The organism is Bacillus sp. M13(2017) (assembly GCF_002218325.1).
Classification (GTDB): Bacteria; Bacillota; Bacilli; order Bacillales; family Bacillaceae_G; genus Bacillus_A; species Bacillus_A thuringiensis_K.
On the sequence record NZ_KZ268517.1, the window covers coordinates 9,254 to 24,506 of the forward strand.

Below are 15,253 nucleotides of genomic sequence, written 5' to 3' on the forward strand. Positions count from 1 at the left end.
TTTAAGTGTATATTCTTAGACAAGTTACAACGTAGTGGGATATAGGTAATGAAAAAGAGATTGTAATTTGGTTTCAACCAAACTACAATCTCTTTTTTGTTTAAATTACTTCCACCAAATCCAAGTCCAAAGGTAATTTCGTACATTTCGAGGAGTAATGCGAATGAAGCGTTCACCGTCAAAGAAGCAATTTAAATTTGGAAGTGTTTCATCTGGATTTTCTGGAACAAAGGTGACGATGTTTTCGTTACTTGTAACGGTTACTGTAATTGGTGGGTCGGTAGGCGATACTTGAAGTTGTAACGAAATATTGGCCGTATTTTTAAATTCTTTATTAACAGGTGGGCTTATTACTTGTACTGTGAATGACACGATAATTGTTTCGTTTGGTTCCAAATTAGTAGCGACTAGGAAACCGATATTCGGATTCGCTAGTGGAGAGCGTTCACCGTTAATAAAGACAGTGCCGTTTATAAATTGTAAACCTGCTGGAATGGTATCTTGTAAAGAAATATTTGAGAGTGAAATTTCGGAAGTATTTGTAACACGTACCATATAATCAAAATATTGATTTAAATAAACTGAGCTGACGGAAGCGTTTTTCGTGACTGTTGCAGTTACAAATTGAACTGGTATACGAACGATATTTGAATTAACAATGAAAGTAACAATTGGATCCTGTGGTGTCAATTGAAAAGCAGCGGTAACTGTTGCAGAATTTATAATTGTACTGTTTGAAGGAATAGAAGTTACGAGAACTTGAAATGTTATAGTTGCTACTGAATCTGCGGGTAAAGAGCCGATATTAATACCAGTATCTGGTCGGATGTTTGGAACGGGAGTACCGTTAATTGTTACACTGTTTTCTATTAATGTTGTACCAGCTGGAATCATATCTAAAACGGAAGTACTTACTGTAGGAATTGGGGAATCATTAAATGCCTCTAATGTGAATGTAATAACATCTCCTATAATGACGATAGATTTGTCTGCTGTTTTCTCAATGCGAACTATTGGATTAATGATTATCGTTGTAACAATATTTGTTTGTTTTGTAACAGTATTTATTTGCCTTCTAATCGTAATAGGTGGTTCGGTTGGACCGACAATAGACGTATAGGAAATAGTCGCATCGTTATTGATTCTAGATTGAAGAGTAGAAGAAGAAATTTTCACTTGGAACGTAATAATAACAGATTCATTAGGAGCAAGATTTCCTAACGTAATACCATTTTCAGGGTTCTCATTAGGCTGATTGATTCCGTTAATCGTAACACTACCAATAACGAATGTCGTATCTACTGGTGCCGTGTCTACTAGAAGAAGATCTTCAATAGTGATATTACCATTATTCGTAATAGTAATGGTGTACGTTAAAGTTTGACCAGGCAAGGCGCTCGTGAAATCAACAACCTTTATCGCAACGACATTATCATTTTGGACAGTTGTAGTGACAGTATTTGTTGTAGTTGTATTCGTAACAGGTGCGTTATTTGGGTTGACTATATAGTTAAAGGTAGTAATTGCATTGTTGTTGAGTTCATTTGGTGTTGGGATAGAAGTTACAGTTACTTGGAATGAAACTATTGCGTCTCCACCAATAGGTATAGTACCAATTGGTATGCCGCTTACTGGATTCACTCCTGGAAGGATTTCTTCGTTTACAATGACGCTATTTTCTATAAACGTAGTACCTTGAGGAATAATATCTTGAATAATTACATCATTTACTGCAACATTACCGGTTTGATTTAGTGTAATCGTATACGTTAACGTATCACCAACCGTTGCAAATGCAAGATCAACAGTTTTATTACTATTCAAATTCGCATGATTAATTTCTGTTGCTGCAGCTGATGAAATAATGGTTTCCGTAATAGGTGGTCGATCTGGTAACGTGTATTCATATTCAATTGTACTCGTGTTAGAGATAGGATTGGTTTGTGGAATCGAGGTGACCCGTACTTGGAATAGAACAGTTGCTCTCGTATTAGGCGGAATGTTATCAATTTGTATACCGTTAAGTGGATTGTCATTTGGACGAGCGTTTCCGTTCACAATAACACTATTCTCTATAAAGTTCGTATTTCCTGGGATGCTATCTGTAACAATAATGTTTTCTATTTGTATATTTCCGTTATTTATAATGGAAATTGTATAAGGGATGATTGTTTGTAGGTCAGCATATTGGATAGGTGTTGTTTTTGTCGCAATTACATTAGCAGAAATAACTTCAGTGAAAGTAATATTACTAGTCGATAGTTGTTCCTCGCCAGTAATTGTATAACGAGAAGTTGATTGATTTTGAACATAGCCGCTGGCTGGAAGAGCTGCGACAGTAACAGAAAATGTGACTGGGATAGAAGTGTTAGGAGCAATCGTTCCTACAAGTATACCAGCACTTGGATTGGCATTAAGCTGAGGAATGTTATTTACTAAAACGCTACTGTCAATAAAGGTTGTTCCATCAGGTATATTGTCTGTAAATACAACAGCAGTTGCATCCGTATTCCCCGTATTCGTTAAAGTTGTTGTATAAGTTAAAATGTCACCAATCGTTACAGAGGTCAAATCAACAGTTTTAAGTGAAACGATATCAGCATCATTAATTTGAACGAAAGTAGTATTGGAAGTAGTCGATTTTTGAATTGGTGCAAAGTCAGGATTGAAAATAAAGTCGTAGACGATGTTTGCAGTATTAGGTGTTGGATTTACAGCAGGTAAATTCGTAACTGAAACTTGGAATGTTATTGTAGCTATTTGACCTGATGCGATATTAGGAATGGAAAAGCCGATATTCGGATCTGCTGCAGGAAGTACAGTGTTGTTAACTGTTACACTTCCCGGAATAAATACCGTTCCATCTTCTATAATATCAGTAAAAAAGATGGAGTTAGTTGTAGTGGATCCGTTATTTTGAATGGATACTGTATATTCAATGGTTTCATCAATGTTAGCTAATACAGTATTAGCAGATTTTGTAGCAATAAGAATAGCATCAATAAATTGTATATTTGTACTATTGGAAGAGGTCGTTTCTGAAATTGGTGGGGCGCTTGGGTCTGGTCGATACTCATAGTGAATGACAGCGATATTATTAATGTTATTTTGTGGCGGTATAGAGACTACGCTTACTTGAAAAGTAACAATAATCGTGTTATTTGGAAGAATTATATCAAGATTGATACCGGTAATTGGATTTTCATTAGGCCTTGGTATGCCATCTACAAGTATGCTATTTGGAACGAATGTGGTGCCAGCGGCAATTGCGTCAATGAGGAGAGTATTTGTAATAGGTACTGTACCAGCGTTTGTAACTGCGATTGTATATGTGATGATTTGACCTATGCGTGTAATAGATCTGTTAGCGGATTTAATTGCACTAACATTTGCCGTCCGCACTTCAGTATTTACTGCATTTGATAACGATATGCGCTGAATAATAGGAGAACTAGGATCAATTTGGTATTCGTACGAAGTGTCTGAAATATTAATGACTGCATTGCCCTCTGGTATATTTGTAAGTTGTACTTGGAATGAAATAGTGATTGTTTCATTTGATTGTATCGTGCCGAGAGTTACTCCGTTTTCAGGATTCACGCCAGGCTGAATTACATTATTTATTGTTAAGCTATCTTCAATGAATATAGTACCTTCTGGAATATTATCAACGAACACGGTATTGTTAGCTGGAACGGTTCCTATATTTTGTAGTGTATTTGTGTAGGTAATCATTTGCCCGATTGATACGAAAGTTACATCCGCGCTTTTAACAGAAATAATATTTGCATTTTGAAGTGATGTTGTAACAATGTTAGAATTTGCAGAGCGATTTACTGGTGGGGCTGTAGGAATGCTTACATATTGGTAAATTGCTGAAGATTGATTTGCAATTTCGGTTTCAGTAGGTGGATTATTTGTTTGCACTTGAAATAGTATCGTTTTGGAACTGTTAGCAGGAATGGTTCCAATCGGTATTCCATTTTCAGGATTTACACCTGGCTGCAGGACGCCGTTAATTGTGACACTATCGGGAACAAATGTAGTCCCAGCTGGAATAGAGTCTGTGAAAATAATATTTATTGCGTCAACATTACCGATATTTTTCACTTCAGAAATATAAAGTATAGTTCCGCCAATATCTACAGTTGTTGGATTGGATGTTTTTGTAATTACCAATTGTGCTTGCACGAAATTTGTAATGACGATATTACTAGTAGATGTTTCAGTAATAGGCGGTTGCCCTGGGTCTGGCTGAATTGTATAAGTTGTGTTGGATTGATTTGTAATTGATTCTTGCGAGAATGGATCGTTAATAAGAATTTGGAAAGAAATAAGGTGAGTAGCGTTTGCTGATAAGGTAGGTAAAGTAACACCAGCATTTGGATTGGCACCAAGCATAGCTGTTCCATTAAGTGTAAAACTATTTTCTACGAATGTAGTACCTTCCGGAAGAGTATCTGAAAATATGAGATTTGTAGCTGGAATATTTCCGGTATTTTCTAGTGTTATCGTATAAGTCAAAATATCTCCTGTTGTTGCTTGTTGTGCCTTGACTGCTTTTAAAGAAAGAATAGTCGCGTCCGAAATTTGTGTGAAAACTGGATTGGACGTAATTGTTCGAGAGATGATAGGAGCAGTTGGATCAGCGATAAAAGTATAGTCAATACGGGCTGTATTAGAAATAGGATTCACGTTTGGAATGAATTGAACGATAACTTGAAATGTGACGGTGACGATTTCTGAAGGTGAAACGGAGTTTAATGGTATTCCTATGTTAGGATCGGTACCTGGAACAGAAACGCCATTAATGGTAACACTATTCGGAATAAATGCGGTTCCTTCTGGGACCAAGTCTATTAAAGTAACTGTATTTGCAGTAGTATTTCCGTTATTTTGAACGACTACTGTGTAAGTGATTGTACCGTCAGTAGATTGTACGAGAGAATCTGTACTTTTAATTACGGATAACGATGCATCAACAACAGCTGTATTAACTGTATTAGACGAGGATGTTGCTGTAACTGGAGGTTGATTTGGATCGACGATATACGTGTAACTTGTAATGGCTTGATTGATAATTGCTCCTTGCGGTGGAATAGAACTAGCGACAAATTGGAACGTAATAGTAGCAGAATCACCTGGCGCGATAATACCAACTGGAATACCGAGAGTTGGACTTGCATCAGGAAGTGAAATTCCATTTAGCGTAACACTATTTGGAACAAATAATGCGCCCTCAGGAATGCCATTAATGAGTAATACAGAGTTTGCAGGGAAGTTTCCAGTATTCGTTAATGTTGCTGTATACGTAATTACTTCCTCGATAGATACAATTGAACGATTTGCTTGTAAGACAGTTGTAACAGTTGCGTTATTAATTTGTGTTGAAGCGCTATTAGAATTTATCGTGCCTGTAACAGGAGGAGAGGCCGGATCAACGATGAAAGCGTATTGAATAGATGCTACGTTTGTAATCGGATTTGAAGGTGGGGTTGATGTAACTATGACTTGGAAAGTAACAGTTAAGGAGCTACTCACGCTAACTGTTCCGATATTAACTCCGTTATTTGGATCTGCCCCTGGAATGGTACTTCCATTTACAGTAAAACTATTTTCTACAAAAGTTGTTCCTGCTGGAATCGTATCTGAGAAATTTACATTCGTAGCGTTTGTATTACCGCTATTTTGAATTAAAACTGTATAAGTGATCGTATCGCCAATATTCGCAAAGGCAGTATTAGCAGTTTTTACAGCTGAAAGGATTGCTGAATTAATAGAAGTAACGAAGACGTTCGTTTCCACATTTCCAGGTTGAGCCTGTAATGCATTTCCTACGTTATATTGGAAGTTTACAAATCCTAAGTTTTGGAGCTCTGGTGTGAATGTTGTTGGGTTACTTACAATTTGAACTTGGAATACAATTGTTACAGTTTGATTTGGAATGATCGTATTTATGCCAATACCGTCAATGATAGAAGCGGATGGTAACGGAGTGCCATCAACAATAACTGATCCTGCAACAAATTGTGTCCACAATGGTATCGGGTCTGAGAAAATAACGTTATTGGCAGGAATATTTCCAGTATTCGTGATCGTAGTTGTATACGTAATCGTATCACCAATCGTTGCAAAAGCTTTATCTCCAATTTTAGTGGTAGTTAAAATAGCACTTTCAATTGTTGTTGTAACACTATTTGAAGTAATGTTTTTTGAAACTGGAGGGTTAGCTGGATTGACGATATGTTGGAAATTAACGCTAGCTTGATTAGTAATTGGATTTATAGGCGGAATTTCATCGGCACTAATATGAAAAGATACGATGACAGACTGGTTTGGCGCGATATCACCAATTGGAACGCCTGTAATTAGGTCTGCATTTGGGATAGTAGTTCCATTGAGTGTAAAACTATTCGGTTCAAAGGAAGTTCCGTCTGGAATCATATCGGTAAAAATAACATTCGTCGCACTAACATTTCCGCTATTTGTAATCGTAACGGAGTAGATAATATCTTGCCCAATATCTACCGTTGATACATTTGAATTTTTTTGTGCAGTAAGGATAGCGCTATTAATTTGTGTTGTCGTTGTATTAGATTGATTAGAAGTTGAAATGAACGGCTGGTCGGGATCAACAATATAACGATAAGTGGTAAGAGCTGAATTAGAAATAGGGTTGTTGATTGGTAGGGTTGTAACGGTAGCTTGGAATGTGATAATGGCTGCAGTACCACCGTTAATTGAACCGATATTTACACCAGTAGATAAATCAGCATTTGGAATGGTTTGCCCATTAACCGTGAAACTGTTTGGAACAAAAGTTAAATTGCTATCAAGTATATCGATAACGGTAACATCAGTTGCAGTCACATTTCCTGTATTCGGGAGGTTAAGTGTAAATGTTATTGTATTACCAACATCCGCAAAAGTAAGATCTGTTGTTTTTGTACTTATAATATTTGCGTTGTTTATTTGAAGAAGCGTAGTGTTGGAAGTAGCCGCACTTAATACTGGAGGATTAACAGGATCAACAGTAAACTCATATGTCGTTGATGCAGTATTTGGTGCTGGATTAATAGGTGGAATGCTGTTCACTGTAACTTGAAAGGTGATACTATATATTTCATTTGGTGGAAGTGCTGCAAGAAATACACCGTTATTCGGATTCGCGTCAGGTTGCAAAACACCATCGACAGTTAATGTGTTAGGAACAAATGTGATTCCACTTGGTAATACATCTTTGAATACAATGTTGGCTGCATCTGTATTCCCTATATTTGAAATAGAAGTAGTGTAAAAAGCAGTTTGCCCGATACCTGCAAACGATACACTTTCATTTTTCGTCATGGATAATAGCGCTTCTTTAATTTGCGTTGAAACAGGATTGCTAATTGAAGTTTCTGCATCAGGCGGTGAGACTAATTGGTACGATGTTAATGAGAAATTTACAATGGGGTTTTCCGTTGGTAATGACGTTACAGTAACTTGGAACGAAATTGTTACTGTAGTCCCAGCTGTTATAGTTCCGATATTTACACCGTTCACTGGATTGGCGCCACTTTGAGGAATCCCATTAATAGAAAATGTGTCTGCAATAAATGCTGTTCCGTTCGGTACAGTATCTGTGAATATAACATTTTGTGCGGATGAGTTTCCATTGTTTGTTAAAGCGACAGTATAAGTGAGTGTGTCTCCAATACGACTAAAGGATTTATCGACTTGTTTTAATGAAAGAATGGTAGCTGTATTAATCGTAGTGAACACTGTGTTTGAAGTAACCGTCCTTGAAACAATAGGGCATTAGGATCAGCGATAAATGTGTAAGAAGCAGTAGCGGAATTGGCAATAGGATTTTGGGCTGGTGTAGAAGTAGCAGTAACTTGAAATGCTATAGATATTGAGCTGTTAGGAGCAATTGATCCAATCGTTATACCGGTATTAGGATTGAGTCCAATTTGCTTGATATCATCTATTGTAACGCTATCAGTAATAAACGTTGTTCCATCTGGTATAAGGTCAATGAAAGCAATATCTGTAGCGTTTGTATTACCACTATTCGTTAAAATGGTCGTATAGGTAATGGTATCACCTAGTGTTACAAGTGTTTGATCGACGGATTTAATCATCGTTATGATAGCATCTAATACAGGGTTTGTAACGATATTCGTTGAAGTAGAAGTTGTAACAGGAGTTCCGTTTGGATCGACAGTATAAGAATATAAAATGGTATCATTCCCCATAATTGAACTTGAAGGGGGAACAGAAAGAACATTTACTTGGAAAGTAATGGTTACTGTTTCACCAGGAGCAATATTTGGTATGTTTACTCCAAGTGCTGGTTGCACACCAAACTGCTGAATTCCATTTATTGTAACTGAATTTGGTATAAATGTAGTACTAGCTGGAATGGTACTTGTAAAAGTTACATTTGTAGCTGGTGTATTTCCTGTATTCGTAATAGTCGTTGTATACGCAAGTGTATCCCCGACGGAAATAACCGATTTATCAACAGTTTTTGTTGTAGTTAATATTGCGCTATTAATGGTCGTTGAAACCGTATTTGATATAGTTGTTTGTAATACAGAAGGTTGGCTAGGATCAACTACATGTTCAAATTGTACGGAACTAAAATTAGAAATTGGATTTATACTTGGAATATTTGTAACAAGAACATTGAGAGTAATAACAGTCGTTCCACTTGGATTTATATTTCCAATCTGTATTCCGTTCCCAGGATTTCCAATTTGCTGTGTACCAGAATCATTTGTTAAAGTTCCGGAAATAAATGTTGTTCCTTCAGGTAAAATATCCGTAAAAATTATATTTTGTGAAGTGACATTTCCAGGATTACTTAATGTAATTGTATAAGAAATTGTATCGCCAATCGTAGCGAAAGTTTTATCTACAGATTTGATTGCCACAACTTCCCCAGAATTTATTTGTGTCGAAACAGAATTAGATGTCGTACTTCGTGAAACAAGTGGTAAATTAGGTCCTGTCATAAATTGATAATCAATGAAAGCACCGTTTACAACTGGTGAATTTGGCCCTCCAGGTCCGATTGTAAAAATAGGATTTGGAATACTAACTACTTGTACGCGGAAGGTAACGTTTATAAAATCTCCTGCAATAATATCCCCAATTGGTATCCCGTTTGCTGGATTTACTCCAGGTAATAAAACCCCGCCTACTCGAACGCTATCTTCTATGAATACTGTATTATTTGGAATCGAATCTGTAAACATGATATTCGTAGCAGTCGTGTTTCCTATATTTTCTAATAAAACTGTATACGTTAAAAATGAATTTCCAGGTGCGATGTCAGAAAATAGTCGATCCACACTTTTCGTTGCTTGGATAATTGCTTCATTAATTTGCACTAAAGTTGGATTACTAGTAGCTGTTTCTGTCACTGGTGGCTGGTTAGGATCAACAATGATAGAGTATGTCGTACTAGATTGATTTAAAGTTGGATTTGTAGCTGGTATTGAGCCGACGATCGCTTGAAAACTAACTATTGTCGTTCCTCCAACCGGAATTGCGTCTAAAGAAATCCCGCTATCTGGTCTAAATCCAAGTTGTGGGATAGTGTTAATTTGTACGCTATCAGGAACGAATGAAAGTTCAGGTGGTAATATATCGATAAAAACAGGTGTGTTTGCGGTAGTATTTCCGCTATTAATGAGCGTAGTTGTATACGTAATTGTATCTCCAACAGCAGCAAAAGCACTGCTTGCAGTTTTTGTTGCGATAACGGACGCAGTATTTACTTGTGTAAAAGTTGTATTGGATTGAACTGTTCGTGAAACAGGCGACTCATTTATATCAACAATAAAGCTATATTGAAGCGATGATTGATTCGGAATGGGATTAGGATTTGGAAGAGTTGTAATATTCACTTGAAAACTAAGTGTAACCGATGCATTTGAATTCAAGTTACCAATAGTAATACCGTTTTGTGGATTTGCATTCGGGATTGTTACACCATTTATCTTAAAGCTATTTGGGACAAAGGCGGTACCATTTGGAATGGAATCTGTAAAAACAATGTTATTAGCGGTAGTATTTCCTGTATTTGTAACAACTGAGGTGAATGTAATCGTATCTCCAATTGTTGCGAAAGTTGTACTAGCATTTTTATTTATTACTAAAGTAGCGTCAATAATCGGTGTAACTGTCGTGTTTGTAACGGTACTACCAACAGCTGGTGTTTCAGTTGGATTCACTGCATATTCGTAGTTTACAAGAGCATTATTCGTTAAAGTTCCACTAGGTGGAATAGCGAGAATTTTCACTTGGAATGTAATGAAAGTAGTGCCTCCTGGTGAAATATCGTCTAAATGAATACCTAATGAAGGGTCTAATCCAGGTTGGGAAATGTTATTGATCGTAACGGAATTGGGGATGAAGGATGCACCTGGTCCAAGTCCATCCGTTAAAACTGTAGCACTAGCAGGGATATTTCCTGTGTTCGTAACTGCAATCGTATAAGTAACGATATCTCCAATTGCAGCATTCGGTATGTTTACTGATTTCGTAGCGATAATCGTAGCGTTGTTAATTTGAGTTGTTATTACATTACTTGATGCATTGGCGGATGCTGGAGGTAAGTTCGGGTCTACGATATATTGGTACGTTGTGTTACTTTGGTTCGGGATTGGATTCGGATTCGGGATGGAGTTTACTTGCACCTGGAACGAAATTATCGTATTTGCATTCGGATTTATAGGATCAATTGCTATTCCATTCGTTGGATTTACATTAGGCAGTATATTCCCGTTTACTGTTACACTATTTGGAATAAAAGATGTCCCGCTTGGAATTGCATCGGTAAAGACTATATTTGATGCAAGTGTGTTCCCGTTATTCGTTAAAGTAGTCGTGTACGTAATAATATCATTTACGTTCGCAAACTGTTTATCTGCAGATTTTGCAGCGGTAATCGTTGCATTATTAATAATTGTCTGTACAGTGTTAGAGGCCACGATCTGCATTACAACTGGTTTGGATGGATCGTACATGTATTGGAATGTAGTGCTCGATTGATTCGTAAGCGGATTTGGACTAGGAATAGTTGGTACAAAAACCTGGAATGCAACAGTACGTGATGAATTTGCTCCAATTGTACCAATTAAAATGCCGTTAGCAGGATTTGCATTAGCTATAGGGACACCGTTAATCGTTACAGTATTAGGAAGAAAGGTGGTACCAGCTGGAATGATATCTGTAAACGTTACATTAGAGGCGGGGATATTGCCGCTATTCGTTAAAATTGTTGCATAAGTTATGACATCGCCAACATCAGCGAAATTTGTACTTGTTAGTTTCGTAGCGACAATATTAGCAGTATTAATTTGTGTAGCTACGATATTGCTAATAGCGTTCCTGACAACAGCAGGTAAATTTGGATCTGCGATAAAGCTATATTGAAGTGCAGCACTGTTTTGAACTGGATTTGGTGAAGGTAAACTATTTGCACTAATTTGGAAAACAATTGTTGTAATGCCGCCTGCTGGAATCGTACCAACTTGAAGGCCGGCACTTGGATCCGCACCTAGCTGTAAAGCACCCCCTATAAAAATACTATTTGGTACGAGAGTCGTACCAGGTGGAAGTATATCGGTAACGACTACATTATCTGCTGGAGTATTTCCTGGGTTAGCTAAGGCAATTGTATATGTGATTGGTTGCCCAACATCAGCGATAGTTAAATCTACATCCTTGAAAATAATTACATTTGCTAAATTAATTTGTGTACTTACAGTATTACTTAAAGATGTTTCTATCGTTGGTGGATCTCCTGGGTTCAAAATAAAGCTATACTGTGTACTAGATGAATTTATTGTTGGATTTTGTGTTGGTAAAGAGGTGACAGTTACTTGATAAGAGACGGTAAGTGAGCCGTTAGCAGGGATAGAAGGTAACGGAACACCGACATTTGGATCGACGTTATTTTGGAGTACACCATTAATAAGGAAAGTATTTGGGATAAAGGTAGTACCGTCTGGATTCGTATCAACAAAAGTAGGACCATCAGCGGAAACACTTCCTGCATTCGCCAAAGTAACGGTATAAGTTAATACATCCCCAACAGTAGCAAACGCTCGATCCACTGCTTTGGTTGAAACGACATTTGCGTCATTTACTTGAGTGAATGTAGTGTTTGAAGTTGTGTTCTTACTTACAGGGGAAGCATTAGGATCCACGATAAAGTTATAGGAAATAGAAGCGCTATTTGAAATAGGGTTTGGATTTGGGATGCTAGTTATTAATACTTGGAATGAAGCTGTAATTGTAGTATTAGCATTGATACTATCGATATTGATGCTAGCTGGTGTAACGCCTGGTTGAGTAACATTGTTAATCGTAACACTGTTTGGTATAAAGACAGTACCATTCGCGATTGAATCGGATAGTACTACATTGTTCGCCGCAACATTTCCATCGTTTGTAAGAGAAAAGGTATAAGTTAAAACATCTCCAACTTCCGCAAATGTTTTATCTACAGACTTAGTAGCCTGAAGGTTTGCTATTCTAATTGTTGATGTAACAGAATTAGAATTTGTTGTTTTTGAAGTTGGTGGCACACTTGGATTTACAGTATATAGGTAAGAAGCGAATGCATTATTAATGATAGGATTTTGGGCAGTAATATTGATGACTGTTACTTGGAAAGAAAGAGTAAAAGTAGCTCCGCCAGGAATTGTTCCTATAGGTAAAGCAATGAGAGAATCTACATTTTGTAAAACACCGTTTAGTGTTACAGTACCAGGAGTTAATATCGTTCCATTTGGTAGTGGATCTGTTAGTTGCACGTTAGTTGCAGCTGTATTTCCACTGTTTGTAATAAGAATTGTATAACTGATTGTTTCGCCAATTGTAGCAAATTGTTTATTTGTTGATTTTGTTACTGTTAAATTCGCATTGTTAATTTGAGTAGAAACAAGATTAGAAGAAATGTTTTTTGTAACGGGTGATTGGCTAGGATTGACGGTATATTGATAAGAAGCGCTTGAACCATTAGATATGACATTCGACGCTGGAATTGTATTTACTACTACTTGAAATGAAACATTTTTTGTTGTGCCAGTTGGAATAGATCCTATATTCACACCAGTAGCGGGATTTGCTCCAACTTGTGTCGTACCATCTATTGTTAAACTGTTGAGAACAAAAGTTGTTCCAGTAGGAATGACATCTGTAAAAATAACGTTATTCGCATTCGTATTACCTGTACCTGTAAAGGAAACAGTGTACGTTAGTGTATCACCAATATCTGCAAAATTTTTGTCTACTGCTTTCGTCATTGTTACAGTAGCATTATTCACTTGAGTGGAGACAATATTCGTCGTATCAGTCCCGCTTACTGCCGGTTGATTTGGCACAGGAATGTATTGATAAGTTGTTGTACCACTATTTAATATTGGATTTGTTTGCGGGATAGAAGGAACGAATACTTGAAATGAAACCGTAGTCGTAGAATTAGCAGCAATAGATCCAATTGATATACCAGTAGCGGGATTTGCGCCAGCTTGAGTAACCCCGTTAACAGTTACACTCCCTGGAATGAAAGTAGTCCCGCTAGGAATCGGATCCGTATATATAACGTTCGTTGCCGCGATATTTCCTATATTAGCTAAGGCAATACTGTAAGTTAACGTTTCACCAATATCTGTAAAAAGTTTGTTGACTGATTTTGTGCCATTAATATCTGCGAGGTTAACTTGTGTTCCAGCAGAGTTGCTTGTTGCAAGACCGTTAAAGGTTGTTCCTCCGGCGATTGGTGTATATTGAAATGTAATATTAGCAGTGTTAGAGATAGGATTTTGACTTGGAAGAGAAACGACAGTAGCTTGGAAAGTTACTGTACGAGAAGCACCATTATTAATGGTTCCGAGAGATATACCAGCGGCCGGATTTGCGTTCGTTTGTGGGACATTATCTATTGTTACAGTGCCAGGTATAAAGGAAGTACCGTTAGGGAGGATGTCTGTAAAAATAACGTTATTGGCAGGAAGAAGTCCAGTGTTAGGGATAGTAACTGTATAAGTGAGAACGTCTCCAATTGCCGCAACACTTTTATTTACGCTTTTCGTTGCTTGAATATTAGGTGAATTTATGTTGATTTGTAAACCGACTGTATTCAACATATAAGCGTCTCCGTTAGTCGTTAAACGGATTGCGGCGGACACTTGAGAATTTGTTAAATAAGGAGAAATATCAATAGAAGTAATGTCCCAACCTTGCCGGCCTGCGGAGATATTTGTGCTTGTAGCGGCACTTTGATTGCGCGTTCCAAATGTCCCAGTTGTATCTAAGTTTCCTGCAGCATTATTCACTTGAGAACCGAAGAAGTTATTTACAGCATTATTTGGCCCAGATAAAGCATTTAATGAACTGAAATTTGGTCCAAATAGCGCTTGATCCCCTGTTATATCTGCATCTCCTTCAATAGAACTTAAAAATAATCTCCCGCTTACAGGTCCTCCTGAAGGTGTTAAGAATCCAGAAACAGCTACATCTGCACTACCAGTATCAGCAGAAACACGGTTTCCAGCTACGTAAATTGTTAAGTTTCTTGCTGGTAATGTCCCGTTTTGATAAGCGACGATAAGCGTCCATCCAGCTGAATTAATTGTTCCATTAGAAGCATCTATAGGATCTACAAGTCCAGGGACAGCTCCCGTAGTATAAGAACCAGAGCCTCCAGCTTGAATAAGGGTTGTTACGTCTGCTGACCGAGTGTAAAAGCCAAATGTAATAGAATTTGAAACGAAAGTTTGATTTGAAGCTGTAACAGCTGAAGGAGTAATCAAGTATGTTGAAACAGGTGTTGTAAAAGAAACCGGGTTTCCTAATACACTCGTAATGTTTTGATCACGAGATAAATAGTTTCCACCCCAAACGAGTTCTGCGTAAAGAATCGTACTACCAGCAGGTATATTTAAAAGAGCGGTAGAACTATTTTGTGTATAGTTTAACGTTGTACCAGCAGGAAAAGTAGGTACTTGTAAAGCAGTATTTGTAGTTGCGAATGCACCAATTGCTCCGATTGTACCAGCACGGTTTTGATTACTAATTTTACTTAATCCTAAAGTATTTCCTGTAATAGCGAGTGCGCCGTTAGTGGTGGTAGAAAATCGATTCGTAATGGGCATGTTGTCACCTCATTTCCAATATAGTCTTGGTCAAAATAGGATATGTGTGTGACAAATAAAGGGAAACATGTACAAGTTGATTTGATAATAATGAT

The 15,253-nt window shown here is 37.3% G+C and carries 1 pseudogene; it reads right to left on the reverse strand.

Annotated features, from left to right (window positions below):
- Positions 1–105: 105 nt before the first annotated feature.
- Positions 106–15,158 (reverse strand): annotated as a pseudogene (locus CGQ22_RS27120) (DUF7507 domain-containing protein).
- Between the last annotated feature and the right edge of the window lie 95 nt (positions 15,159–15,253).